The 24,119-nt window shown below is 74.1% G+C and carries 23 protein-coding genes; 15 read left to right on the forward strand and 8 right to left on the reverse strand.

Annotated features, from left to right (window positions below):
- Position 1 precedes the first annotated feature (1 nt).
- The 4 genes from ACF1BH_RS23305 to ACF1BH_RS23320 all read right to left on the reverse strand — a co-directional run bounded on the left by ACF1BH_RS23305 (position 2) and on the right by ACF1BH_RS23320 (position 4,704).
- Positions 2-916 carry a nitroreductase/quinone reductase family protein gene (locus ACF1BH_RS23305; protein WP_391645128.1) on the reverse strand — a complete coding sequence of 305 codons (915 nt, stop codon included), beginning with the start codon at positions 914-916 and terminating at the stop codon, positions 2-4.
- Positions 917-1,374: 458 nt separating this feature from the next.
- Positions 1,375-2,253, reverse strand: a complete 879-nt coding sequence (locus ACF1BH_RS23310; protein ID WP_391645130.1) for an SAM-dependent methyltransferase — start codon at positions 2,251-2,253, stop codon at positions 1,375-1,377.
- Between the two features lie 124 nt (positions 2,254-2,377).
- The gene (locus tag ACF1BH_RS23315) at positions 2,378-3,730 is read right to left on the reverse strand and encodes a protoporphyrinogen/coproporphyrinogen oxidase (protein ID WP_391645132.1); all 1,353 of its coding nucleotides are present in this window, start codon (positions 3,728-3,730) and stop codon (positions 2,378-2,380) included.
- The gene (locus ACF1BH_RS23320; RefSeq protein WP_391645134.1) at positions 3,727-4,704 is read right to left on the reverse strand and encodes a UbiA family prenyltransferase; all 978 of its coding nucleotides are present in this window, start codon (positions 4,702-4,704) and stop codon (positions 3,727-3,729) included. The genes ACF1BH_RS23315 and ACF1BH_RS23320 overlap by 4 nt, the downstream gene beginning before the upstream one ends.
- 507 nt (positions 4,705-5,211) lie before the next feature.
- Between ACF1BH_RS23320 and ACF1BH_RS23325 the strand changes: the two genes are divergently transcribed.
- The 7 genes from ACF1BH_RS23325 (at position 5,212) to ACF1BH_RS23355 (ending at position 11,665) form a co-directional block, all read left to right on the forward strand.
- Complete coding sequence (locus tag ACF1BH_RS23325; protein ID WP_391645136.1) at positions 5,212-5,742, forward strand: EF-hand domain-containing protein; 531 nt, start codon at positions 5,212-5,214, stop codon at positions 5,740-5,742.
- A gap of 83 nt (positions 5,743-5,825) precedes the next feature.
- Entirely contained in the window at positions 5,826-6,260 is a 435-nt protein-coding gene (locus tag ACF1BH_RS23330) for a hypothetical protein (RefSeq protein WP_391645138.1), read from the forward strand.
- Between the two features lie 25 nt (positions 6,261-6,285).
- Positions 6,286-6,816 (forward strand): EF-hand domain-containing protein, encoded by a 531-nt coding sequence (locus ACF1BH_RS23335; protein WP_391645140.1) that lies wholly within the window; start codon positions 6,286-6,288, stop codon positions 6,814-6,816.
- Positions 6,817-6,907: 91 nt separating this feature from the next.
- Complete coding sequence (locus ACF1BH_RS23340) at positions 6,908-8,116, forward strand: DegT/DnrJ/EryC1/StrS family aminotransferase (RefSeq protein WP_391645142.1); 1,209 nt, start codon at positions 6,908-6,910, stop codon at positions 8,114-8,116.
- On the forward strand, positions 8,113-9,237 hold the full coding sequence (locus ACF1BH_RS23345; protein WP_391645144.1) for a DegT/DnrJ/EryC1/StrS family aminotransferase: 1,125 nt from the start codon (positions 8,113-8,115) through the stop codon (positions 9,235-9,237). The genes ACF1BH_RS23340 and ACF1BH_RS23345 overlap by 4 nt, the downstream gene beginning before the upstream one ends.
- Positions 9,234-10,058, forward strand: coding sequence for a methyltransferase domain-containing protein (locus ACF1BH_RS23350; RefSeq protein ID WP_391645146.1), 825 nt, complete (start codon positions 9,234-9,236; stop codon positions 10,056-10,058). Before ACF1BH_RS23345 ends, ACF1BH_RS23350 begins: the two co-directional genes overlap by 4 nt.
- Positions 10,055-11,665 (forward strand): class I adenylate-forming enzyme family protein, encoded by a 1,611-nt coding sequence (locus ACF1BH_RS23355; protein WP_391645148.1) that lies wholly within the window; start codon positions 10,055-10,057, stop codon positions 11,663-11,665. Before ACF1BH_RS23350 ends, ACF1BH_RS23355 begins: the two co-directional genes overlap by 4 nt.
- Before the next feature lie 80 nt (positions 11,666-11,745).
- Here the strand turns inward: ACF1BH_RS23355 and ACF1BH_RS23360 are convergent, their stop codons facing one another.
- Positions 11,746-13,005 (reverse strand): nucleotide sugar dehydrogenase, encoded by a 1,260-nt coding sequence (locus tag ACF1BH_RS23360; protein WP_391645150.1) that lies wholly within the window; start codon positions 13,003-13,005, stop codon positions 11,746-11,748.
- Between the two features lie 476 nt (positions 13,006-13,481).
- Between ACF1BH_RS23360 and ACF1BH_RS23365 the strand changes: the two genes are divergently transcribed.
- From ACF1BH_RS23365 to ACF1BH_RS23400, 8 genes are all read left to right on the forward strand, one after another.
- Positions 13,482-14,558, forward strand: coding sequence for a hypothetical protein (locus ACF1BH_RS23365; protein ID WP_391645152.1), 1,077 nt, complete (start codon positions 13,482-13,484; stop codon positions 14,556-14,558).
- Positions 14,548-15,492 carry a sugar phosphate isomerase/epimerase family protein gene (locus ACF1BH_RS23370; RefSeq protein WP_391645154.1) on the forward strand — a complete coding sequence of 315 codons (945 nt, stop codon included), beginning with the start codon at positions 14,548-14,550 and terminating at the stop codon, positions 15,490-15,492. The genes ACF1BH_RS23365 and ACF1BH_RS23370 overlap by 11 nt, the downstream gene beginning before the upstream one ends.
- Positions 15,489-16,802 carry a M20/M25/M40 family metallo-hydrolase gene (locus ACF1BH_RS23375; protein ID WP_391645156.1) on the forward strand — a complete coding sequence of 438 codons (1,314 nt, stop codon included), beginning with the start codon at positions 15,489-15,491 and terminating at the stop codon, positions 16,800-16,802. The genes ACF1BH_RS23370 and ACF1BH_RS23375 overlap by 4 nt, the downstream gene beginning before the upstream one ends.
- A gap of 32 nt (positions 16,803-16,834) precedes the next feature.
- Positions 16,835-18,004 carry an Ldh family oxidoreductase gene (locus ACF1BH_RS23380; protein WP_391645158.1) on the forward strand — a complete coding sequence of 390 codons (1,170 nt, stop codon included), beginning with the start codon at positions 16,835-16,837 and terminating at the stop codon, positions 18,002-18,004.
- Positions 18,001-18,933, forward strand: a complete 933-nt coding sequence (locus ACF1BH_RS23385; protein WP_391645160.1) for a Gfo/Idh/MocA family protein — start codon at positions 18,001-18,003, stop codon at positions 18,931-18,933. The genes ACF1BH_RS23380 and ACF1BH_RS23385 overlap by 4 nt, the downstream gene beginning before the upstream one ends.
- Positions 18,930-19,331 carry a DUF6917 domain-containing protein gene (locus tag ACF1BH_RS23390; RefSeq protein WP_391645162.1) on the forward strand — a complete coding sequence of 134 codons (402 nt, stop codon included), beginning with the start codon at positions 18,930-18,932 and terminating at the stop codon, positions 19,329-19,331. Before ACF1BH_RS23385 ends, ACF1BH_RS23390 begins: the two co-directional genes overlap by 4 nt.
- 93 nt (positions 19,332-19,424) lie before the next feature.
- Positions 19,425-19,841, forward strand: a complete 417-nt coding sequence (locus tag ACF1BH_RS23395) for a lanthionine synthetase LanC family protein (RefSeq protein ID WP_391645164.1) — start codon at positions 19,425-19,427, stop codon at positions 19,839-19,841.
- The gene (locus ACF1BH_RS23400) at positions 19,795-20,304 is read left to right on the forward strand and encodes a lanthionine synthetase LanC family protein (RefSeq protein ID WP_391645166.1); all 510 of its coding nucleotides are present in this window, start codon (positions 19,795-19,797) and stop codon (positions 20,302-20,304) included. The genes ACF1BH_RS23395 and ACF1BH_RS23400 overlap by 47 nt, the downstream gene beginning before the upstream one ends.
- Before the next feature lie 16 nt (positions 20,305-20,320).
- On the opposite strand, the gene ACF1BH_RS23405 is transcribed toward ACF1BH_RS23400, so the two are convergent.
- Genes ACF1BH_RS23405 through ACF1BH_RS23415 form a run of 3 tightly spaced genes read right to left on the reverse strand, consistent with a single transcriptional unit; the run spans position 20,321 to position 24,112 of the window.
- Positions 20,321-20,938 carry a sarcosine oxidase subunit gamma gene (locus tag ACF1BH_RS23405; protein ID WP_391645168.1) on the reverse strand — a complete coding sequence of 206 codons (618 nt, stop codon included), beginning with the start codon at positions 20,936-20,938 and terminating at the stop codon, positions 20,321-20,323.
- Entirely contained in the window at positions 20,931-23,810 is a 2,880-nt protein-coding gene (locus ACF1BH_RS23410; protein WP_391645170.1) for a 2Fe-2S iron-sulfur cluster-binding protein, read from the reverse strand. The genes ACF1BH_RS23405 and ACF1BH_RS23410 overlap by 8 nt, the downstream gene beginning before the upstream one ends.
- Positions 23,807-24,112 (reverse strand): sarcosine oxidase subunit delta, encoded by a 306-nt coding sequence (locus ACF1BH_RS23415; protein ID WP_391645172.1) that lies wholly within the window; start codon positions 24,110-24,112, stop codon positions 23,807-23,809. The genes ACF1BH_RS23410 and ACF1BH_RS23415 overlap by 4 nt, the downstream gene beginning before the upstream one ends.
- Positions 24,113-24,119: the final 7 nt, after the last annotated feature.

Raw genomic sequence — 24,119 nt, forward strand, 5'->3', positions numbered from 1 at the left:
GTCACCCCCTCCCACCGGGCGTCGGCGGCCAGGGAACCCCCGCCAGCAGCGGTACGACCGTCTCCTCCTCGTACGCGAGATGCGCCAGCAACTCCGCCGACATCCGCCGCAGTTCGGTGCGGAAGACTTCCGGCTCCGCCACCCCGACGCCGGTCAGCAACGCCGCCAGCCGCTCCTGGACACCGGCGATCGCCCGGTGCTCCGCACCCAGCCGCGCGAACACCTCCGCCAGCTCCGGATGGTGGCCGGCCATGACCGGGAAGACATGGCCGTCCTCGCCGTCGTGGTGGAACCGCAACGTCTGGCAGAAGGCCAGACACCGCTGCCGGATCTGCAACCCGAGCCCCGGCACCGGCGGCGCACCGGCCCCCTGCCGCGCCTCCCGTGCCGTGAAATACGCCTCGGTCTCCGCCGTCACCTGCCGCAGCTGCCCGCGCAGCCAGGCGTGCACCTCAAGAATCTTGTCGGCCAGGGTGCGGACCTCCCGCGGCCCCGCCCAGCCCGCGGGCTCCGCCGACGCCAACTCGACCACCGGCAGTTCCCGCGCGGTGGCCGCCTGATGGTCGCCGTACCCGGGCGCCACCCGCACCACCTCCCGGAACAGCTCCGCCCGCCGCGGCCCCTCGGCGGGCACCGCCAGCGCCTCGAACGCGCGGGTGCCGACCTCGACCCGGACGAGGGGACGGGCGAGCAGATTGCGGTACCAGGCCGGATGGCGCGGCGCACCGAGATTCGAGGCGACGACCAGGAGCGCGCCGCCGTGCCGGACGTAGCCGAGCGGCGTCGTCCGGGGCAGCCCCGAGCGGGCGCCGGTGGTCGTCAACAGCAGCAGATCGCCACCCTCGAAGGGGCCACCGACGCGTCCGCCGTGGGCACGGAACTCCTCGATGACGGAAAGGTGGAAGGACGAGGACATACGGATATGACTCCGGGAAATACGGGCGGCTTCGGCCGCGGAGACGGAGACCGGCGCCCCGGGAGGAACGCGGGACGGCCCGGCGGGAACGCGGCGCGGCGGCACGGGGCGCGGCCCCGCAGGCCGCGGCGCGGCAAAACGAAGGAGAACAGCTCGACGCGACGGCCGCACGGGGGACGCCACGGAAGGCGCCGACCGGCGGCGGTACTACGTCACGGACAGGGCGTGGTGTACATGCTCACGGCAGGCCCCTCACGATCGGGGTGCACGCCCGGCCACCGGCCGGCCCACTGCTCTTTGGCCGGTGCCACGCGCCACCGGGCCCAATTAACGGGTAGCCACCCGCTATCTGTCAACGCGACTGCCCTCGCGCCGGCCCCTGGCACCACGCCGGCCGGCGCCGCCGCACAAGGCGACGACGCCGGCCGGAACGGGCCCGGCCCACCGGCCGGACCGGGTCAGCGCACCCGCTCACACCCGATCACCAGATAGTCCATGCTGCCCTCCCGGTAGCCCTCCAGGAACGGCTTCTCCACACCGGTACGCCGCTCCGAGTGGTCCCGCAGCTCCCAGTAGGGGATCGCCTCGGCGGTGTGCCGTCCGACGTGGAACGGCACCAGCCCGTTGGCCGCCATCGCGTCGAAGTACGTGCCGCGCCGGTGCATCCGGCTCACATAGTGCTCGTCGATCCGGCGGGAGGCGTCCGAGCGGTCCGCGACCGTCTCGTTGCGGCACCAGGTGACGCAGACGTACCGGCCGCCGGGCCGCAGCAGCCGAGCGAACTCCGCGAAAAGATCGTGCAGATCGACGTACATCGTCGTCTCGTTGCTGACGACGAAGTCGAACGAGCCGTCCGCGAAAGGCGTCTGGAGCATGTTCGCGAAGTGGAACCGCACCCGGTCGTCCCAGCCGCGCTCCTTGGCGACGCGCTCCGCGAACGCGATGTGGTGGGCACAGAAGTTGACGCCGTCCATCCGGCAGCCGAACCGCTCGGCGACCATGAACGAGGTGCCGCCGCGGCCCGACCCGGCGTCCATACCCCGGGCACCGGCCGGGACGTCGCCCAGCGCATCGAGGATCAGCTCCGTCTCGGCGTTCTCCATACGGTGCATCTCCCGCAGGATCAGCGCCTCCCGCTGCTCGGGCGGCGCCGCGAGCACGGCCGGGTCGTAGTCACCGATGCCGTAGTGGTGGTGGTACAGCCCGTCTTCGGCGCCGAGGAGGAGATTGATGTCGTCGGTGGTCTTGGTGTCCCAGTACCCCTGGAGCTGCTGCTCGTAGGCGTTGCGGACGACCGGGTTGGCTTCGCCGAGGTTCTCTTCGACGGTGCTGGTCATGAGGGTCCTTTACAGGGTGACGGTGGTGTCCGGCACGGCGGTGCCGGACGGCGGACGGGGAAGGCCGGCCCGGTGGCGTGCGCCGTCCGCCCGCCCCGGGCCGGAGCGGCGGGCGCACGACGGGTCAGCGGGAGCGGCCCGGCAGGGCCGGCGCCGTGTGCGGCAGCCGTGACAGGACGCGCGCCGCCGCCAACTCCGCGGAGCGCACCGCCCCCTCGCTGCTCGGGCGGAGCATCAGCCAGTCGCCGGCGTACTCGACGGGCGCGGCGTCGCGGGCGAGGAAGGCGTCGCGGTGCGCCAGCGCCCGCGGGGTGGCCTCCGGGATACCGTGCGGCCAGCGGTGCACGAACGTACGGAGCGTGGCCGCGCGCAGCTCCGGAAGATAGCGGGCGGCGGCGTCCCCGATCCGGGCCAGGATCTCGCCCTCGGGCGCATCGATCAGCTCCCGGGCCGCCTCGGGCGCCGCCATCAGCGACACCAGACCACGGCCCTCCGGGGCCCGGCCGCAGCCCTTGTTGTGCTCCAGCATCACGCCCGACAGATCCGGTTCCGTGGCCGCGGGCAGCAGCACCGCGTACGCCGACTCGCCGCCGCGCGGTGCCAGCGGCCGGTCGAGCGTGTAACTCACCTTCAGGCGCGGGACGTAGCCGCAGGCCGCGAGGTACGGGACCGCCGCCTCCGGCGCGTTGACGTGCAGCCGCAGCGCCACCGGTGCCGGGACGCAGAGCAGCACCGCGCGGGCGGTGAGCGTACCGGTGGTCGTGACCACCCGGGCATGGCCCGCGGCCGTGAGCACCTCGTGGACGGCGCAGCCGGTGGTGACGTCCACCGTGCGCGCCAGATGGCGGGCGAGGGTGTCCATGCCGTCGGTGTAGCTGCGCCAGCGGGCGGTCGAGCCGCAGGCCAGCATGTTGGTGACGAAGGGAGCGGCGGCCGAACGCGTGGTGTCCCAGCCGAAGAAACAGCCGGCGATCGGCTGGAACAGGAAGTCGTGCAGCTCGGAACGGTAGCCGCGCGCGTACTCCGCCAGCGTCAGGGTGCCCAGCGGGGTGCGCTCCGGCAGATCCGGGTCGTAGGCGGCCCGGCGGCGGCCCTCCGTCGCCATGAAGCGGGCGAGCGAGGCGCGGCCGCGGAGCGAGAGGCCGCCGCCGCTGAGCAGCGCCCGCGGCGCGCCGACATGGCGGTGCACCCGGCCGTCGCGCCAGGTGGCGACGGGATGCGGGATCCGCGTCGTCTCCGCCGGGCCCGGCCCCGTACGGCGGATGAGCCGCCAGGTCGCGTCGTATCCGGCGACGGACAGCACCTCGGCGCCGGTGTCCATGACATAGCCGTCCGCCCGGTGGGTGCGCATCCGCCCGCCGACGGTGTCGGCCGCCTCCAGCACGGTGACCGAACGGCCCGCCCGCCGCAGCGTGTCCGCGGCCGCCAGCCCCGATATCCCCGCACCGACGACCACGACGTCGTGGGCGGTGCTCACACCCCACCGCCGGCCGCTGCGGCGAGCAGCACATTGGTGACCACCAGCGCCACGACCGAGACGCGGTGGGTGTACGTGCCGAGCTTGCGGGCGGTGAGGATCCGGCCGCGGACCACGCCCGTGACGAACTGGGCGACGCGCAGCGCGACGACCGGGAGCATCGCCAGCGGGAACCACCACGGGGCCAGGCCGGTGAGGGCCGCCGCGGCGATCAGCACGCTCTCCACCGCGGAGACCGCGCCGATGAAGACCTTGTTGCCGCGCTCGGTGGTCAGCACCGCCACCGTCGGACGGCCCACCGCGGCGTCGCCGGCCCGGTCGTTGGTGTTGGAGTAGACGCCGAACAGCAGCGGCCCCAGACCGAACAGCGCGCCCTGGACCAGCGCGAAGCCGGTGATCCGCCCGGCGAGCAGCCCGTACGGCGCCACCACCAGGCCGAGGCCCAGGGCGACCATGAAGATCTCCTGCCAGCCGTGGTAGCTGATCTTCAAGCCGTAGGAGTACTGCACCGAGGTGACCAGGCAGAGCGCGGCGGTCGCCACCGCCCACCACGGGGCGTGCGGGGCGACGGCGACGGCCGCGCCCCACAGCAGTACGCACCCGGCGGCCGTGGCCCAGCCGAAGCGGATCGCCTCCCGTTCGGTGAGCGTGCCGGCCAGCAGGGGCTTGCGGCGGATCTTGCGCAGCGGCGCGTCGGGGCCGTAGTTGGCCGCGTCGCTGCCGTCGCGCAGGCCGGTCACGTCGTCGAACGTGGTCATCGCGGCGACGAGGCAGAGCATGCCGAGGCCGAAGAGCGCGAGCACCGCGAGGGTCGTGGAGTCCGCGCGCAGCGGCGCGGCCAGCAGGCTCCAGGCGACGGCGAGGCTGAGGTAGTAGTCGAAGATGTCGAGTTTGGCCAGTCTGCAATAAGCAGCGAATTTCCCCGAGGAGACGGGTGGCGCAATCGCTACGGCGCCATGGGAATCGTGGGTCACAGAACTCTCCGTGGTCACGGCAGGCCTCGAAATCGGCCTGCCGAATATCAATCGGAAGTGACGGTATGAGACGTCCCGAACCCACTGAGAGGCCAGTTGTGCATGTTCATCAGATCAGGTGATCGTTTTCAAGGCGCGCCTTCGGACGGACCGCGCTGCCCGGATGGCCTGCCGATAGGGCTGACGAATCCCCATCGCCAGCTCAGAACGTTTCTCCTACCCCTCTGTCCAAAAATGGGCCGGTGGCGGGAATCGGGCGCCGATGTCACTCGTACGGATCGTCCTTGCTCCATCCGGTGCATACGTCGGCCCCGCTGGGACATTCTTGGATTGCACGAAGCGCCGTGAGAGCGGTGGGTTTCCCAGAGGCGTCGTGCGTATTTCACGACTCCGTTCCTCGCGTCAGTCATGCCTGCGACGCAAGTTCTCCGCGTCATTCTTCCGCGGCCGCATTTCCGACGTCCTTCGTCACTCGTTCCACCCGTCATTCATTCCTCAAGGAGTGTCATGTCCAACAAGGACCTGCAGCAGTCACGCCTCCAGCAGCGCTTCGCCCTGTACGACACGGACAACGACGGCCAGATCAGCCGCGCGGACCTGGAGAACGAGGCGCGCCGCATCGTCGAGGCGTTCGGCGAGTCGGCCGACTCGCCCCGCGCCCAGCTGCTGCTGCACGCCTACCCGATGCTGTTCGACTTCCTCAGCGAGAAGGCCGGCGCCGGCGACACGCTGACGAAGGACCAGTTCCTCCAGGTCGCCGAGGAGCAGGTGCTCGCCGAGGGGCCGGTCGGGTTCGCGCGCGTTCTGCAGCCCAGCATCCACGCCATGGTGCACCTCGCCGACACCGACGGCGACGGCCAGATCAGCCCGCCCGAGTTCGCGAAGTGGCTGCAGGCCATCAACGCCGACACCGACGCCGACGCCGCCTTCCAGGCCGTCGACGCCAACGGCGACGGACAGCTCTCCGTCCAGGAGATCGTCCACGCGGTCGGCCGCTACCACGCCGGTGAGCTGGACGCCCCGCTGCTCGGCGCCTGACCCTGGTGTTCCCAGCCCGTGGTGCGGTCCGGTCCTTCCGGCCCGCACTGCGTGTGGGCCGGACCGGCCCACGGACGGCACGGATGCGGGCGGCGCTGCTCCTGTCGGCCCTGGCCCAGGGAGTTCCGGGCGCGTGGGCGCTCTTCCTGCCCCACAGCTTCTTCCGGAACTTCCCGCTGCCGGGCCGCCGGTGGGTGGCCGTGTTCGCCCCGTACAACGAGCATCTGGTCCGGGACTTCGGTTCCCTCGTGGTGGCGCTGGCGGTGGTGCTGCTCTGCGCCGCCCGCGCGCCGCGACCGCCCCTCGTCCGGGCCGCCGCACTGGCACAACTCGTCTTCTCCGTGCCGCACCTTCTTTTCCATCTGCACCATCTGGCGATGTTCTCGCCCGCCGACGTCGTCGCCCAGCTGATCACGCTGGTGCTGCCCGTCGTCGTCGCGCTGTACCTCCTGTGGGCCTCGGCCCGCCGCGGGGGCGACCACGGCACAGCCGTGCACACCCCCGTGCCCTATCAGTGACCCTCTCTTGAGAAGGAATTCCCCCATGACCAATGACATCCAGGCAGAGCGACTCCAGCGCCGGTTCGAGCTGTGGGACCGGGACGGCGACGGCCGTATCGACCGCAGCGACTGGGACGAGGAGGCGCAGCGCATCCTCCGCGCCTTCGACACCGCCCCGTCCTCCGACCGCGGTGAGGCCGTGCTGACGGCCTACCTCGGCATGTGGGACTACCTCGCCGGTCACGCCGGGATCGACAAGGACGGCTCGCTCGGCCTCGACCAGTTCCGTGAGCTGGCCGGCCGCCAGGTCCTCGACCGCGGCGCGGAGGGCTTCAACGAGGTGCTGCGCCCGACCATCAGCTCCATCGTCGGGCTCTGCGACACCGACGGCGACGGCCAGGTCGACCCCAAGGAGTTCCGCTCCTGGATCCGCGCGATCGGCAGCCCCGAGGAGACCGCCGAGACCGCGTTCGAGGCCATCGACGCCGACGGCGACGGCAGGCTGACCGTCGAGGAGCTGGTCCAGGCCGTGCACAAGTACCACGCGGGCGAGCTCGACGTCGCCCTGCTGTGACCCGCCCCGGGCCCCGCACCTCGCCGACGGGTGCGGGGCCCGGCCCTTTCCCGCCACCGGCCCGCCCCGCCGGTACCGACCCCGAGGACCCATGGACCACCACACCGCAACCGGCCGCACCGGGGCGCCCGACGCCCCGCCCCGCCCGGTTCCCTTCTTCACCCACGCCCGCTCCTTCGAGGAGCGCTGGCCCGCCATCCGCGACCGTCTCACCGAGGTGGCCGACGACGGCAAGTTCTCCCACGGCAGCCAAGTGGGCCGCTTCGAGCAGGCACTGGCCGCCTGGACCGGCGCCCGCTACGCCGTCGGCGTCAACAGCGGCACCGACGCCCTCGTCCTCGCGCTGCGCGCCATGGGACTGCGCCCCGGCGACGAGGTCGTCGTCCCCGCCTTCAGCTTCATGGCCACCGCCTCCGCCGTGGCCCTCGCCGGCGGAACGCCCGTCTTCGCCGACATCGACCCCGTCGGCTACGGCCTCGACCCCGCCGCCGCGGACGCCGCCGTCACCGAGCGCACCCGGACGCTGATGCCGGTGCACCTCTTCTGCCAGATGGCCGACATGGGGGGCCTGGCCCGGGTCGCCGAACGCCACGGCCTGACCGTTCTGGAGGACAGCGCCGAGGCGATCGGGATGCGTTGGGGCGGCGTCCACGCCGGGCTGCTGGGCGCCGGCGGGGTGCTCTCCTTCTTCCCGACCAAGACGCTCGGCGCGCTCGGCGACGCCGGGGCCTTCCTCACCGACGACCCGCAACTCGCCGAAACCGTCGCGGCGTTGCGCCACCACGGACGCCACGGCCGCACCCTCGGCCACTTCCCGGGCATCAACCGCCCCACCGATCTCATCGGCGTCAACAGCAAGATGGACGACCTCCAGGCCGCCGTCCTCCTCGGCAAACTCCCGGCCCTCGCCGAGGACATCCGCCGCCGCGCCGCCCTCGCCGCCGCCTACACCGAACGGCTCCGCGACGTCCCCGGCGTACTCCGCCTGCCCACCCTCGTGACGCACGAGGTGCCCACCGAGCCGGTCTTCTACGTCTACCTGATCGAGGTGGAGCGCCGCGACGCACTCGTCGCGTACCTCACCGAACACGGCGTCGGCACCGAGACGTACTACCCCGTCCCGCTCCACCTCCAGCCCTGCTTCGCCCACCTCGGGTACCGCCGGGGGCAGTTCCCGCACGCGGAACGGGCCTGCGGGCGGACCGTCGCGCTGCCCCTCTACCCGGACCTGGGCACCGACGACGTCGACCGGGTCTGTGACCTCATCCGCCGCTTCGCCACCGGGAGGGCCGCCCGTTGATCCCCTTCTTCCCACCGGACCTCTTCGAGCAGGACCGCGAGGTCCTCATCGACCTGGTCCACGAGATCGGCACCACGCCCGACCAGAAGTTCATCCTCGGCACCCGCACCGCCGCGTTCGAGGACGCGCTGCGCACCCTGTACGGCGCGGGCGACGTCATCGCCTGCTCCAGCGGCACCTCCGCCCTCACCCTCGTGCTGCGGGCCATGGACATCGGCCCCGGCGACGAGGTCGTCGTCCCCGCCTACGGCTGCGCACCGCTCGCCAGCACCGTCGCGGGGCTCGGCGCCACCCCGGTCTTCGCCGACATCGACCCCTGGACGATGGTGGCCGACCCCCAGGCGATGGACGACGCGGTCACCGCCCGCACCAAGGCGCTGATGCCTGCCCACATGTTCTCCGTGATGGCCGACATGCCGGCGCTCCGCAAGATCGCCGACGACCGCGGCGTCCGCCTCGTCGAGGACTCCGCCGTCGCCCAGGGCGGCGTCCTCGACGGCCGCGCCGCGGGCACCTGGGGCGACGCCGGGGTCTTCTCGTTCGTCCAGGTCAAGACGTTCGGCACGGCGGGGGAGGGCGGCGCCGTCCTCACCTCGGACCCGGCGCTCGGCCGCACCGTGCGGGCGCTGCGCAACCACGGTCAGGAGGGCCCGCGCTTCGTCCACCAGCGCCTCGGCCTCAACAGCCGCTTCGACGAGATCCTCGCCGCCTTCCAGCTCCACCGGCTGCCCGGACTCGCCGCCCGCCTCGAACGCCGGGCCCGCATCGCCGCGTACTACACCGAGCGGTTCGCCCCGCTGCGCGACGCCGGGGTCCTGCCCCCGCCGCCCGGCCGCAACGGTCGCTGCTACTACGTCTACTCGCTCCTCGCCGAGCGGCGCGACGCGCTCCGCGACCACCTCGCCGAGCACGGCGTGGCCTCACACGTCTACTACCCGCGGGCGCTGCCCCGGCAGCCGGCCTTCGCCCCGTACGCCCCGGCCGGGCGGCGCTGGCCGCACGCCGAGCGCGCCGCGACCCGGCAACTGGCGCTGCCCGTCCACCCGCATCTGACGGACGCGCAGGTCGAGCACGTCGCCGACGCCGTCTGTGCCTTCGCCACGGAAGGGGCCCGCCGATGACACCCACCCCTGACCGCTATGTCTTCGCCACCGCCTTCGCCCGCGAGGAGGAACGTCTCGCCCTGGGGGAGGCGCTCTGGGACCCGGGCACTCGGGAGCGGCTCGCCGCCACCGGCGTCGGGCCCGGCTGGTCCTGTCTGGAGATCGGCGCCGGGCGCGGCTCCGTCGCCGCCTGGCTCGCCGACCGGGTCGGGCCGACCGGCGAGGTGGTCGCCGCCGACCTCGACACCGAGCGTCTGAAGTGGCTGACCGGCCGCGGGGTGACCGTCCACCGCCACGACGTCGTCACCGACGAACTCCCCGAGGCCCACTTCGACCTCATCCACGCCCGCCTCGTCCTCCAGCACGTCGGCGACCGGCAGCAGGCCGTGGACCGTCTCCACCGCGCCCTCAAGCCCGGCGGCCATCTGGTCCTGGAGGACACCGACACGGCCTCCCTCTTCAGCCACCCCGCCCAGGACGACTTCCTGAGCGATGTCAAACGCGCCGCCTACGACGTGATGTGCGCCTCCGGCTACCACCCCCGCTGCGGACTGCTCGACGTCCAACTCGCCACCGACGCCGGGCTGGTGGACATCGTCGCGGAAGGGCGCTCCGCGGTGGTGCGCGGCGGCGGTGACGCGGCGCGCTGGTTCGCGCTCTGGCTGGAGCACCTGGCACCCGCGATGCTCGCCCGCGGCGCGGTCACCGAGGAACGCCTCGCCCGCGCCCAGGTGGAGCTCACCGACCCCGCCCACTGCTGGCTCTCCCAGGTGATGGTCACCGTCCACGGACGCCGGCCCGCCTCCGACCCCCTCGGAAAGGTGCGTACGGCACCGTGAAACCCCCCGCTCTCGGCACCCTCTTCGATCTGCTGGCCGACCGCGGCAGCCGCACCGCCGTGCACCTGAGCCGCCCCTTCGACCTGGCGCCGGACGGCCCGACGGAGTACGGCATCGAGCAGGTCGCCGACCTGGTGCGGCAGACCGCCGCGCGGCTGGCCGCCTCCGGTGTCCGCGCCGGCGACCGGGTGGCCGTCGTCAAACCCAACCACTGGGACACCGTCCTGCTGGCCTGCGCCGCCTCCCGCCTCGGCGCCGTACCGGCGCTGCTCTCCTCGCGGCTGCGCGGCGACGCCCTCTGCGACCTGCTGCAACGGCTCGACCCGGCGCTGCTGGTGACCTCGGCCAGCACGCTCACCGCCCGCCCCGGCACCGATCTCACCGCGCACGCGGCGCGCACCCTTGTCGTCGGCGGCGTCCCGTACGACGGGCCCGCCGCCGGGGAGATCCTGACGCCCGAGGACGTCGACGGGCACGGTGTCCCGCCGGTGGTCTCGCGGGCGCTCGACGACACCGTGGTCATTCACCACACCTCCGGGACGACCGGGCTGCCGAAGCTGGTGGCGCACTCGACCCGGACGATCGTCCACCGCCTCGCGCACTTCGAGTGCAACCGGGTGCCGGTGCTCTCCAGCCGTCGCTCCGACACGGTGGCGACCGCCGATCCGTTCACCCACGGCCGGGCGGTGCCCTGGACGATCAGCGTGCTCCACCTGGAGCCGCGCGCGATCGTCCTCCTCGCCGACCACGACCCGCGGACGGCGGAGCAGACGCTGCTGCGCACCCCGCCCACCACGCTGGAGGCCTCTCCGGCCACCTTCGTCACCTGGCGTGATCTGGCCGCCCGTCGCAGCGCCGCCCTCCAGGACCTCCGGCTCTACGTCTCCACCTTCGACGCCGTCCACCCGCCGACCGTCCGCAGCTTCCTGGCGGCCTCCCGGCACCGGCAGCCGCGCTGGCTCCAGGGCTGGGGCCAGACCGAGACCGGCCCGCTGACGTTCCGGCTGCTGACCCGTAAATCCCTGGAGCACACCGGGGAACGCCACCCCACCACCCGCGACCTGGGACGGCCGGTGCCCGGACGGACCCGGCTGCGGGTGGTCGACCCGCAGACCCTGCGCCCGGTGGGCCGGGGCCGGCCCGGGCTGGTCCTCGCCCGGACCAAGGCGCGGTGCGTGGGGTACGTCGGCGAGCAGGACCGCTGGGCGGCCAAGGCCGACGGGCCGTGGTGGAACACCGGCGACATCGGGGTGCTCACCCGCTCCGGCAGCCTGATCCTCACCGACCGGGAGGTCGACACCGTCCCCGGCGCGAGCTGTGTGGAACTGGAGGACGTCATCGAGGACCGGCTCTCCGAGGTCGTCGAATGCACCGTCCTGGGCGTGCCGGGCCCGGAGCTGCTGCCGGTGCTGGTGACCGCCGACGGCTCGCTCGATCCGGAGGCATGGGCCGTGGCGGTACGCGATCTGCCGGCGATGGCGGAGCCGTTGGTACGGGAGTGGGACGAGGTCCCGCGTACCGAGACCGGCAAGGTGCGCCGTCTGGAACTGCGCCGCCTGGTACGTCCACGGGCCGCCGAACCGCTGGGCACCGGCCGGTGGACATGACGTCCGCCGGGCGCGTACGGCCTGCGGGCGCTCCCGGGCGGACCACCGTCCGGGAGCGCCCGCAGGCCCGCGTGGCCGGCTCAGAGCGGTTGGGCGGTGGTGCCGCGGAGCCGGTCCCGGGTGTCGAGCAGCAGCGGTGACCAGCCGGGCAGCGCCTCGACGGGGATCACCCGGTGGTCCTGGAGCAGGATCGTCAGATCCGCCGTGGTCGCGGCCCGGTGCAGATCCGGCTCGGCGGGACAGACCGTGCCGCCGGGGGCCCAGCCGTCGGCGAGCGGATCGTGGTACGTCACCCGGGCCCCGGCCTCGTCCAGCAGCCGGGCGAGCGGTGCGGCGGGCGTGGACCGCAGATCGCGGCTGTCGCGCTTGTACGTCACACCGACGAGCAGGACGCGGGAGCCGGCCAGCTCCTTGCCGACACCGCTCAGGAGCTGCCCGGCGCGGCGGACGACATGGGACGGCATGGCGGAGTTGATCCGCTGGGCCAGCTCGACGAGCGGCAGCGGGGAGCCGATCTCGCGCGCCCAGTGCGTCAGATAAGCCGGGTCGACGGGAATGCAGTGGCCGCCCACGCCGGGGCCGGGGCGGAATTCCTGAAATCCGAAGGGTTTGCTGGCGGCGCAGTCGATGACATTGGCGACATCGATTCCCCAGGCGCGGGCGGTCACCGCGATTTCGTTGACCAGGGCGATATTCACGCTGCGGTAGACGTTCTCCAGCAATTTGGACAGCTCCGCCTCACGCGCGGAACGGGCCCGGACCACGCGGTCGCACAACCGCCGGAAGAAAGCGAGGGCGGCATCCGTACAGGCGGGGGTGTAACCGCCGACCACGCGCGGGGTGTTCCGGACGCCGAAGGTGTCATTTCCGGGGTCGATGCGCTCCGGTGAGAAGGCGAGGGAGAAATCCGGGCCTGCGGTGAGGCCGGAGGACTCTTCGAGAATCGCGCGGACCGGTCCGTCCGTGGTGCCGGGAAAGGAGGTGGATTCCAGAATGACGAGTGTGCCCGGCTTCAGATGGGCGCCCAGCGTCCGCGCCGCGTCCTTCACATGCGTCAGATCCGGCCCGCCCGCCTCGTCCAGCGGGGTCGGGACGCAGAGGACGGCGGCGGATGCCTCGGCCAGTACGCCGGGGTCGGTGGTGGCGTGGAAGCCGGCGGCGCGCATGGCCGTGACCTCGGCTTCCGTGACGTCCGGCAGCGGTGAGCGGCCGGATTCCAGCGTCGCCGTCACGGCCGGATTCGTGTCCATCCCGGTGACCCGCATCCCCGCGGCGCACGCTTCACGCGCCAGCGGGAGCCCCGTGTAACCGAGGCCGATCACGGCCAGTCTTTCCACCATCTCTCCTCACGCTGCGAGTTTCGTACGGACTTCCGTACGATCCCCCGATTTTCGGCTCAACCTTAAATGAGCGGAATCGCTCGAAGGGGGCAGCGGAAGGGGGTTCACTCAGATTGGTGAAAGTGCTCAGTCTCGCTCGCGGTCACTCTCAAGTCGGCCGACGATGGTCGCCGTTCGGCACAGGCGATCACGGTCCGTCGAATGTGATCAATTGTTTTCCCGGGGGAGAGGGAGAGCGTGACCGAGAGGTACCGTGACGACTCGTCATGGAGTGACAACACGTTTTCCTTTCCGTCGGATGATTCGGCGTGGAAACGTGCCACCCGCCTTCCTGCCGGAGGCCCGCACCGTACGCCCGGCGGAAAATCCGCCGGAAAACGGACAGTGGGCAGGGCATACCAGGAAAACGGCGCCCGCCGGAAAAGGGAACGGTCCCCGCCCGGGGCGCCCGAACACACGAAGGAGGCACACCCACCGTGCTGCGCACCCTGCTCGTCGGGCTCGGCAGGTCCGGAACGGGGCTTCATCTGCCGGTCCTGCTCCGCGCCCGCAGCGCCGAGCCCGGGCTCTTCGCCACGGGACCGGTCGTGGGCGTGGACCCGGGCCGGACCCCCGCCGACGCCCCCGACGGCCTCACCGTCGCCGCCGACCTCCGCGCTGCCCGCCGCCTCCTCGACCCGGACGCCACCGTCGTCCACCTCTGCACCCCGCCCGCCGTCCGCGACGGCGTGCTGGAAGAGGCCGCGGCCCTCGGCTTCCGCCGCCTCGTCGTCGAGAAACCCCTGGCCGCCGACCGCGCCGCGCTCCACCGGGTGCGTGCCGCCGTCGACCGTCACCACCTGGACGTCACCGTCGTCGCGCCCTGGCTGCACAGCGCGCTGACCGACCGCCTCGCCGCACTCCTCGGCGACGGATCGCTCGGCGCCGTCCGGCACATCGGCGTCACCCAGCACAAACCCCGCTTCCGCCGCTCCCTGACCGCATCCAGCCACACCAGCGCCTTCGAGGTCGAGGTCCCGCACGCCGTCGGGGTGCTGCTGCGGCTGCTCGGCGACGCCTGCGCCGCCGACGCCTCCTGGAGCGACGTCCGCCTCGGCGACGCCGTCGCCCCCCGCCTGGGCACCGCCCGGCTGCGGCTGGCCCACGCCACCGGCGGCCACAGCGAGGTGTACTCCGACCTCACCTCGCCCGTCCGCCGCCGCCGCATCGTCATCGAGACCGACCGCGCCCGCCTGACCGGTGACTACCCGGTCAGCGAGGACGACGACGTCGCCCAACTCCTCATCGAACGCCGGCCCCGCGGCGGCCCCACGACCATCACCCGGGAACTGCTCCCCGACGACGCCCTCACCCGCTGCCTGGTCCGCGCCTACCGCCACGCCGCGGGCCGCACCGCCCCGGACGAGCGGGCGCTCCCCGGCGGGCCGGGCGATCTCGGCCTGCACATCCGCACCGTCGAACTCCTCGACGACGCCCGGCGGCTGGCCGCCACGGTCCCGCCGCTCCCTCCCCGTACCACCGACCGGAAAGAGGTGGCCGGTCATGCCGGCTGAGTCCGTCCGACACACCCCCCACCCGCAGCCGGGCCCGGGCACCGGATGGGCCGCGCCCGGCATCCGCTACGCGGGCATCGGCGACGAGGCGGCATCCGACGCCGAGGGGCAGCTCGCCGCCGTCCACGGCCTCGGCTGGGGCGCCGTCGAACTCCGCTCCGTCGACGGCACCGCCCTCGCCGACCTGGCGCCCGACGCCTTCGACGCCCTCGCCGGACGGCTGGCCGCCACGCACACCGATGTCGTCTGCGTCGATTCCCGGATCGCCAACTGGAGCCGCCCGGCCACCGATCCGTTAGAGCAGGACCTCGCCGAACTGCGGACCCTCGCCGCCCGCTGCGCCACCCTCGGCACCCGCCACGTCCGCGTGATGTCCTACCCCGACGGCGGGCTCCCCGAGGACGAGTGGCGCCGCCGGGTCCTCGACCGGATGACCACCCTCACCCGCCTCGCCGAGGACCACGGCCTCGTTCTCCTGCACGAGAACTGCCACGGCTGGGCCGGCACCCGCGCCGACCGGATGCTCGCCCTTCTCGACCATGTCGCCAGCCCCGCGCTGCGGCTGCTCTTCGACATCGGCAACGGCGTCCCGCACGGCTACGACGCCGCCACCCTGCTCGACGCCGTCGTCGACCACGTCGCCCACGTCCACGTCAAGGACGCCACGGCCGGCCCGGACGGCGATGTCGTCTACACCCTCCCCGGCCACGGACAGTCCGGCGTCGCCGCCTGCCTCACCACCCTGGCCCGCCGCGGCTGGCAGGGCACCTGGTCGATCGAACCGCACACCCGGCTGCGCCCGCACGACGGCACGGACCACCGCGAACTGGACGGCATCGCCGCGTTCACCGCGTACGGCCAGGCCCTGGAGCGCCTGGTGGAGCGCGAGGTCCGCCCCGCGGTGTCCCCGGCGGCGCGCGGCGGCCGCCCGTGACCGCCCCCTACCCCGCCCACCTCGGCCCCGCCGATCGCGACCTGCTGCTCCGCCTCCTCGACACGCCCACCGCCGGACCGCTGGAGAACGGCGGCGACACCACCGGCGTCCGCCTGTGGGACGCCGGACGCGCCTACGCCGCGGCCGCCGCCCCGCTCGGCCTGGCCACCGTGCGCCACGCCGCGCCCGATCCGGCCGAACTCGACCTGGACGACGTGCCGTTGACGGTCCGCGAGGCCGCCGCCGGGCGTCCCGACTTCCTCGCCTGCCAGCCCTCGCTCGTCCTGCGGCTGGGGCCGCCGCTGCCACGGGCGGACACCGTGATGTTCAACGTGCACCTCGACACCGTCGGTGGCTGGTGGCCCGCCACCTTCGACGGCACCCGCTTCCGCGGCCGCGGCGCCATCGACGCCAAGGGCCCGGCCGTCGCCCTGCTCGCCGGGATCCGCGCGGCCATGGCCCGCGACCCGGCCGTCGGCACCGACATCGCCGTGCTCGTCCAGGCGGTCGCGGGCGAGGAGGGCGGCGCCATGGGCACCTACGGCACCCGGCCGCTCGTCCGCGAAGGGCTCACCGGTGCCCTCAACCTCTTCTGCGAACCGACCCGGCACCGCTTTCTGCCGCGCGCCACCGCCGCGATGACCGCCTGTATCCAGGTCGACGGCGTCGACGCGGTCGACGACTGCCCGGCCGCCGGACACAACGCCACCGCACTCCTCGGCCACCTCGCCCACCACCTCGCCACCGTGCTGCCCGGGCGGGTGCCCGGCGCGGGCGTCTGCGTCGCCGGACTCCACACCGGCGACCGCCACAACAAGGTCTACGGCACCGGCCGCCTGCTGCTGAACCTCTCCTACGGCAGCCGTGCCACCGCCCGCGCCGCCGAAGCCGCGCTGCACACGGCCGTACGGGAGGGGATCGACGCCTTCCGGGCCTCGGCCGCCGCCGAACCCACCCTCGCCCGGACCGTCGAGGACGCCGCCGCGCTCACCTCCGTCCGCTGGCACAAACGCGCTCTGCCGGCCCTGGACAGCCGCGCCACCTGGGCCGACGAGCTGCTGACGGAGGACGCCGGACTCACCCGCTGGCCGGACACCGAACCGGCCTTCACCTGCGACGCCATCTGGATGGCCGACCTCCCCGACACCTGCACCGCCGTCCTCGGCCCCGGCGACCTCGGCGCCAACCACGCCCACGCCGACGGGGAGTTCGCCGACCTCGCCGACCTCGACCGCTACGCCGAGGAGGTCGCCCGTGTCCTGACCGCCTTCGCCGCCCGGCGGCGCGCCCACCCCAGCGCGCCCCGCTGACCCCGTCCCACCCCCACACCGAGAGGACCCCCATGCCCCCGACCCCCGCCGCACCGGCCACCGGCCGCGCCCCGGACACCACCGAGGACCGCGCCGACGCGATCCGCGTCCCGTACGGCCCGCTGCTCACCTTCGCCACCGATGTGCTGCGCGCCCGGGGCCTGCCCGGCGGACGCGCCGCCACCGCGGCCCGGGCCCTGTGCCACGGCGACCTCACCGGCTTCACCACCCACGGCCTGACCAACCTCGCCCGGCTCTACCTCCCGCTCCTCGACTCCGGGCGCTGCGATCCGCACGCCGAACCGGAGATCGTCACCGACACCGGCGCCGCCGTCCTGCTCGACGCACACCGCGGCCTCGGGCTGTGGGCCGCCGCCGAGGCGATGGACCTCGCGGCCGCACGCGCCCGTACCCATGGCATCGGGATGGTGTCGGTCCGCGGCGGCACCCACTTCGGCTGCGCCGGATTCCATGCGCTGCGCGCCGTCGAGCACGGCATGATCGGCCTGGCCACCGCCAACTGCGGCCACCAGCGCCTCGTCCCGCCGCCCGGCGGCGCCGCCCCGATGCTCGGCACCAACCCGCTCGCGCTCGCCGCCCCGGCCGGCGACCATCCGCCGTTCACCCTCGACATGAGCACCACCGTCGTCCCCACCGGCCGGATCCGCGCGGCCGCCCGGGCCGGGGAAACGATCCCGCCGGGCTGGCTCGCCGGCGCCGACGGCGCCCCCGTCACCGACCCCGCGGCGTACGACCGCGGTGAGGCCCAGCTGCAGTGGCTGGGCGGCGACCCGGAGCACGGCGCCCACAAGGGCTTCGGGCTCGGGCTGCTGGTCGAGGTGTTGTCCGCGCTGGTCTCCGGCTCCGGGGTGGGGCCGCAGCCCGCCGCCGGGAAGGTGCCGACCGCCCGGCCCGACGACGACGTCGGCTACTTCCTGCTCGCCGTCGCCCCGGCCGCGCTGCGCTCCCCGGCCGACGTCGCCACCACCGCCACCGGCCTCTTCGGCGCCCTGCTGGCCTGCCCGCCGCACGATCCCGGTGACCCGGTCCGCTACCCGGGCTGGCACGAACAGCGCCGCACCCGCGCACGCACCGCCCACGGCGTCCCGCTGGCCCCCGCGCTCCACGCCGAACTCCGCGCCGTCGCGGACGCCGCCGGTCTCTCCTTCCCCGACACCGTCCCCGCCGGAGGCGCCGTATGACACCCCTGCGCATCGGCATCATCGGCCTCGGCGTCATCTCCCGCTTCTACCTCGCCGCCCTCGACCGCTCCCCGGAGGCGGAGCTCGTCGCGGTCTGCGACCCGGACACCGCCACCCACCGCGGTCTGCCGCCGCAGATCGCCCGCCACACCGACCACCGGGAGTTGTTGGCCACCGCCGACGTGGCCGCCGTCGTCGTCAACGTCCCCAACGACCTGCACTTCCCCGTCTGCCGCGACGCGCTCGCCGCCGGGCGTTCCGTCTGCGTGGAGAAGCCGCTCGCCAACGGCGTCGAGGACGCCCGGCACCTGGTCACCCTGGCGCGGGAGCGGGGCGCCGTGCTCTTCACCTCCTTCCACCGCCGCTACAACACCGAGGTCCTCGCACTCCGCGACCGGTTGCCCCGCGGTGTGCCGGTCGCCTCGCTGACGGTGCGGTACGAGGAGCTGATCGAGGAGCACGCCGGGCGGGACCGCTGGTATCTCGACCCGGCGCGCTGCGGCGGCGGCTGCCTCGCCGACAACGGGCCCAACGCCCTCGACGTCGCCCGCCTCCTCCTCGGCGACGTCCACGTCACCGGCGCCGACCTGCGCCTCGACGCCCACGGCGTGGACCGCTCGGCGCAGATCCTGCTGGAGACGCCCGCCGGTACCGCCGTCCGGATCGTGCTGGACTGGTCGTACCCGGGGGAGCGGAAGACCGTCGAGGTGCGGCTCGCGGACGGCCGCACCGACCACGCCGACATGCTCGCCGGACACCCGGAGTTCAAGGGCTCGCTCTGGCACGAGTACGAGGGGGTGCTGCGGGAGTTCTCCCGGTCCGTCCGCGCCGGGGCGAGCGGCGGCCCGACGGCGCCGGACGGCCTGGTCACGGCGGAACTCGTCGCCGACGCCTACGCCCGCGGCGCCCGGCAGGAGGCCCGGTCATGAACCCGGCGGAGGACGGCGGCAAGCGGCCGGTGCACGGACGGTTGGTGAAGGTCCTCACGCACCGGCGTGACGACCGCGGGATGACCCTGGAACCGTTCGCCTCCCGCTGTGTGCGGGCCGGCGAGGTCCATGAGTTGGTCACCACGGACCACACCGGGACCGCGGCGGAGGGGCCGGTGGACCGGGTGGGGTTCCTGGGCTTCGTGGAACTGGAGTGTGGCGGGGTCCTCGACCGCGGCGACACGGTCTGGGCCGGCGGCCGCCGCGTCGGCACCGTCCTCGGCTTCGACGCCTGCCACTTCCCCAACCACTACAACATCCTGCTCACCGTGCCGGCCCCGTGCACCGGCCCCGAGCTGGGGCTCGCGCCGGAGACGGAGATCCGCTTCACGCAGTGACGGGGCGGGCGGCGCGCGGCCGGCAGGCGTCCCGCGCACCGCCCGCGGCAGCGGTCTGGGCGCGCGCCGTACGGTCTGCCACAGTGGGGCGCCATGACGGCGACGGATGCGACCGATGCGACGGGCGCGGCGGTGGACGAGGCCGAGGCGCTGGCGGCGGACGCCCTGCGCTGGTTGCTCGACAGCGCACGGGAGACCGGGGACAGCGCCCTGGCCTGGACCGCCACACCCTCCGGGGACGAGACCGACCCCACCTTCTACTTCGGGACGGCAGGCGTCATCGCCGTACTCCTGGAGGCATGGCGGCACTTCGGCGACGACCGGTACGGCGACGCCGCGGTGCGCGCCGCCCGCAGCGTGTCGGCCGCCGTCGAACATCAGGAGAACGCCTCCCTGTACTTCGGCCTGACCGGTATGGCGCTCGTCCTCCGGGCGGTCCACGACGAGCTCGGCACCCCGGCCGGTGCCGCGGTGCGCGCCCTGGACCTGGTGCCACGGCCCGTCCGGTGACGCCCAGGTCTTCCGGCTGCTCGGGGACGTCCTCGACGATTCCCGGTGGCAGGCGCTCGCCGACCGGTGCTGGTCCACCGTCACCCGGTCCGGTCTGCCGCGTCGGCTGCGGCCCGGGTTCTGGGACAACAGCGGGCGGTGCTGCGGCACGGCCGGGGTGCTGGCGCTCGCCTGCGACCGCCTCGTCGAGCGGGACGACCGCCCCGGCTTCGCCCACCGCCTCGTCGCGGACCTCCTCTCCCGCGCGACCCGCGACTCCCGCGGAGTGCGCTGGTGCCACGTCGAACACCGGGCCACCCCGAGCCTCCTCGCACCGCACACCGGCTGGGGATCGGGCAGCGCCGGGATCGTGCGCGAGCTGCTCCGCCATGTGCGGATACGGCGCGGAGGCGACCCCACGTACGCGGTCGCCTGGCCGGACCAGTCACCGCCGGTACGGACCGCGCCGAGGGACGTGGGGTAGCTCCCGCCCGGCGGCCTCAGTCCACCTCCGGCAGCCCGTACTCGCCCATCGCGTCCGTCAGCCAGTGCGCCAGATGTTCGGCGAACGAGGAGCGGGGCAGCAGGCGGTAGGTGCCGGCGGCGGGGTGCCACAGGACGAGGGGGACCTGGCCGACGGCGGTGGTGACGGCCCGTCCCGGCGGGAAGGCACGCGGATGGAGATCCGGCGCGCACCCCTTCTCCAGGACGTCGCGGGCCGACGGGCCGCGCAGCTCCAGGACGGTGCGCTGGGCGGAGACGTCCACGACCTGGCCCGGCGCGTCGCCCAGCGCCCCGTCCAGGGCGGCGAGCGGCGCCGGTGAGCCGTCCTCCGCGACCAGCAGCCATTCGTCCGGCCCCAGCCAGAGCGCGGTGCCGTGGTCGGTGCCGGCCGTCTCCCCGCACCGGGTGGGCAGCGGCGCGCCCAGCGCCTTCGCCAGCCGGGCGCCGGCCGGGCCGCCCGGGGCGGCGCGCAGCGCGGTCATCGTGCGGCAGGGCAGTTCGGTCAGGGCCACCGCGCGCGGTCCGGTGACGGTGGCGGCGCGCAGCGCGCCGGAGAGGTGGGCCAGCGGGCCGCGGCGCAGCGCGGCGGGGCCCGGTGCGGTCGGATCAGCCATCACGCCTGGTCCCTTCGGGGTCGTAGAGGACGGGGGAGGACACCACCACGGGCACCGGGGTGCCGTCGACGACGGCGACGACCTCGTCACCGATCCGGTCGCGCCCGCCGGTGAGCAGCGCCAGCGCGAAGGGGTGCCCGAGCGCCGGGCTGCGGTAGCCCGAGGTGATGTGGCCGAGCATCGGCACCGGCCCGTCCTGCGGGGTCAGCGGCACGCCCCGGTCGACGATCTGGGTGCCCTCCGGCAGCAGGGTGCGGCGGTCGGCGGGGATCAGGGCGACGAGGTGCCGGCGGTCCGCGCGGGCGGTGTCCGGGCGCGACAGCGACCGTTTGCCGATGAAGTCCTTGTGGCGGGAGACCACCCACTCCATCCCGGCGTCCAGCGGGGTGACGGTGCCGTCGGTGTCCTGGCCGACGATGAGGAACCCCTTCTCGGCGCGGAGCACATGCATCGTCTCCGTGCCGTACGGGGTGATGCCCTCGGGGCGGCCCGCCTCCTCGACCTGGTCCCAGACGGCCTGCCCATACCACGCGGACACATTGATCTCGTAGGCGAGTTCGCCGGAGAAGGAGATCCGGCAGATCCGTGCGGGGACGCCGGAGGCGAGGACGGTTTCGCGGACCGCCATGAAGGGGAACCCCTCCCGGCTGACGTCGAGTCCGGGCGCGAGGCGGGTGACGACGTCGCGGGAGCGCGGGCCGACGACGGCGACGGTGGCCCACTGTTCGGTGACGGAGGTGCAGACCACGTCCAGCTCCGGCCACTCGGTCTGGAGCCATTCCTCCAGCCGGTCGAGGACGGCGGCGGCATTGCCGGTGGTCGTCGTCATGAAGTACCGGTCGTCGGCGAGGCGCAGGGTGACACCGTCGTCGACGATCATGCCGTCCTCCCCGCACATCACGCCGTAGCGCGCGAGACCGGGGCGGAGCTTCTTGAAGCCGTTGGTGTAGACGCGGTTGAGGAACTCCCCGGCGTCCGCGCCGCGGATTTCGATCTTGCCGAGCGTGGAGGCGTCCATGAAGGCGACGCCCTCCCGCGCAGCCCGGCACTCCCGAGCCACCGCCGCGGCCATGTCCTCACCGGGCAGCGGGTAGTAGCGGGGCCGCTTCCACTGCCCGACGTCCTCGAAGACCGCGCCGCGCGCCACATGGCCCTCGTGCATCGCGGTGCGGCGCACGGGGTCGAGGAGCGCGCCGGTCTCCCGCCCGGCCAGCGCGGCGAACGCGACCGGGGTGTACGGCGCCCGGTAGGTGGTGGTGCCCAGCGCCCCGGGCGAGTCCGCGCCCTGGAGCGTGGCGAGCACGCCGAGCGCGTTGACGCCGGCGGTGCGGCCCTGGTCGTGGCCGGTGCCCAGCGTGGTGTACCGCTTGATGTGCTCGGCGCCGCGCATCCCGGTGCCCGCCGCGCGGTGCAGATCGGCGACGGTCACGTCCCGCTGGAGGTCGACGAAGTGGGTGTCCCAGGCGGCCGGGTCGTCGCCGTCACCGGGTACCAGCCACAGTGGCCGGACGGGCGCCGGTGTCTGCGGCCGGTGCGGGGGCGGGACGGCGGCCGTGAGCCCCGCGGCGGACGCGGCCAGCGCCCCGGCCCGGGCCCCCTCGGCGAGGCAGCCGGCGGTGTCGTACGTACCGCGCACCGCCCCGGCCAGGTGTTGCCCGTCCACCGCCGCACCGGGGACGAACGCGGCGCGGCCGGTGTCCCAGCGCAGGGCGCCCCGGCGCTGGCTGTGCAGGTGCACAACCGGGCTCCAGCCGCCCGAGACGGCCAGCAGATCGCAGGTCAGCGCGGTGCCGGGGCCTGCGGGCCGGCCCGCCGCGTCCAGCGGGCGGACGGTGACCCCGTCGATCCGGTCGGTACCCGACGTGGCGGTCACGGCGCTGCCGGTGAGCACCGGCACCCCGGTACGGTCATGGAACTCCCGGGCGGTGGCGGTGAGTTCGGTCCGGGAGTCGGCGACGGCGGCGATCGCGCAGCCCGCCGCGACCAGGTCCGTGGCGGTGGCGTACGCGCTGTCGCCGGTGGTCGCGACCACGGCGCGGCGGCCGGGCAGCACCCCGTGGTGGTGGAGGTAGGTGCGCACCGCGTGGGCGAGCATCACGCCCGGGCGGTCGTTGTCGGCGAAGACCAGCGGACGTTCGTGTGCGCCGGTCGCCAGGACCACCTGACGCGCCCGGATGTGCCACAGCCGCTGCCGGGAGATGCCGGCGGGCGCGGCGGCCCCGAGGTGGTCGGTGCGCCGCTGGAGCGCCAGCACGTAGTTGCCGTCGTACGCGCCGAAGGCACAGGTGCGGGTCAGCACCCGGACCTCCGGTTCCGCGTCCAGCGCCGCGCGGGTGGCGGTGGCCCAGGTCAGGGCGGCAGCCTCCGGGCCGTCGCCGGGCGCGGTGGCGAGCAGGGCGCCGCCGGTGTCCGGGCGGTCCTCGATCAGCAGCACCCGAGCCCCGGCCCGGCCCGCGGCGGCCGCCGCGGCGAGTCCGGCCGGACCCGCGCCGACGACCAGCACATCGGTGTGCACGTACTTCTTGTCGTAGACCGCGGGGTCCGGCGTGGGGTCGAGGCGGCCGCGTCCGGCGAGGGTGGTGGCGCGCAGCCCGTCGTACAGCTCGACGGTGGTGGCGGGCAGCATGCTCTCCGCGCAGGGGCCCTCGATCCGCAGGAGGGTGCCGGGGTCCTCGACGCCGGCGCCCACGATGCCGCGTGGCCGGCCGCGGTGGAGGGACGGCGCGGTGGCGGTGAGGCCGTGGGCGAGCAGCGCGGAGGCCACCGTGTCGCCCGGGTGGCCGGTCAGCTCCCGGCCGTCGAGGGTGAAACGGTAGGTGGTGGTGCGGTCGATCCGGCCGCCGTGCGGCAGCCGGGCGGGCCGGTCGGTCATCGGCTCTCTCCGTCCGGTCGGGGCCCGGCGAGGCCGGGCCGTGGTGCGTCGGGGCGGTAGGTGGCGTGCACCGCGTAGGTGACGGTGTCCCGTACGGCGTGGAACCAGCGGCGGCAGCCGAGGCTGTGCACCCACCGCTCGGCGAACGGCCCCGCGGGGTTGTCGCGGAAGAAGAGGTACGCGGCCCATGCCGCGTCGTCGAGCGCCGCCGGGTCGGCGGGCCGGGCCACATGGGCCTGGCCGCCGTAGTGGAACTCGGTCTCGTCGCGCGGCCCGCACCACGGGCAGGTCAGCTGGAGCACGGGGTCT

The sequence above is a fragment of the Streptomyces sp. NPDC014733 genome (assembly GCF_043083385.1).
Taxonomy (GTDB): domain Bacteria; phylum Actinomycetota; class Actinomycetes; order Streptomycetales; family Streptomycetaceae; genus Streptomyces.

What these genes read in the sequence shown, in the direction of transcription:
- ACF1BH_RS23380 (WP_391645158.1), top strand. Translation starts at nt 16,835, where the DNA reads ATGCCCCCGACCCCCGCCGCACCGGCCACCGGCCGCGCCCCGGACACC.
- ACF1BH_RS23305 (WP_391645128.1), bottom strand. Translation starts at nt 916, where the DNA reads ATGTCCTCGTCCTTCCACCTTTCCGTCATCGAGGAGTTCCGTGCCCAC.
- ACF1BH_RS23370 (WP_391645154.1), top strand. Translation starts at nt 14,548, where the DNA reads ATGCCGGCTGAGTCCGTCCGACACACCCCCCACCCGCAGCCGGGCCCG.
- ACF1BH_RS23350 (WP_391645146.1), top strand. Translation starts at nt 9,234, where the DNA reads ATGACACCCACCCCTGACCGCTATGTCTTCGCCACCGCCTTCGCCCGC.
- ACF1BH_RS23325 (WP_391645136.1), top strand. Translation starts at nt 5,212, where the DNA reads ATGTCCAACAAGGACCTGCAGCAGTCACGCCTCCAGCAGCGCTTCGCC.
- ACF1BH_RS23340 (WP_391645142.1), top strand. Translation starts at nt 6,908, where the DNA reads ATGGACCACCACACCGCAACCGGCCGCACCGGGGCGCCCGACGCCCCG.
- ACF1BH_RS23330 (WP_391645138.1), top strand. Translation starts at nt 5,826, where the DNA reads ATGCGGGCGGCGCTGCTCCTGTCGGCCCTGGCCCAGGGAGTTCCGGGC.
- ACF1BH_RS23395 (WP_391645164.1), top strand. Translation starts at nt 19,425, where the DNA reads ATGACGGCGACGGATGCGACCGATGCGACGGGCGCGGCGGTGGACGAG.
- ACF1BH_RS23360 (WP_391645150.1), bottom strand. Translation starts at nt 13,005, where the DNA reads ATGGTGGAAAGACTGGCCGTGATCGGCCTCGGTTACACGGGGCTCCCG.
- ACF1BH_RS23390 (WP_391645162.1), top strand. Translation starts at nt 18,930, where the DNA reads ATGAACCCGGCGGAGGACGGCGGCAAGCGGCCGGTGCACGGACGGTTG.
- ACF1BH_RS23405 (WP_391645168.1), bottom strand. Translation starts at nt 20,938, where the DNA reads ATGGCTGATCCGACCGCACCGGGCCCCGCCGCGCTGCGCCGCGGCCCG.
- ACF1BH_RS23410 (WP_391645170.1), bottom strand. Translation starts at nt 23,810, where the DNA reads ATGACCGACCGGCCCGCCCGGCTGCCGCACGGCGGCCGGATCGACCGC.
- ACF1BH_RS23335 (WP_391645140.1), top strand. Translation starts at nt 6,286, where the DNA reads ATGACCAATGACATCCAGGCAGAGCGACTCCAGCGCCGGTTCGAGCTG.
- ACF1BH_RS23310 (WP_391645130.1), bottom strand. Translation starts at nt 2,253, where the DNA reads ATGACCAGCACCGTCGAAGAGAACCTCGGCGAAGCCAACCCGGTCGTC.
- ACF1BH_RS23385 (WP_391645160.1), top strand. Translation starts at nt 18,001, where the DNA reads ATGACACCCCTGCGCATCGGCATCATCGGCCTCGGCGTCATCTCCCGC.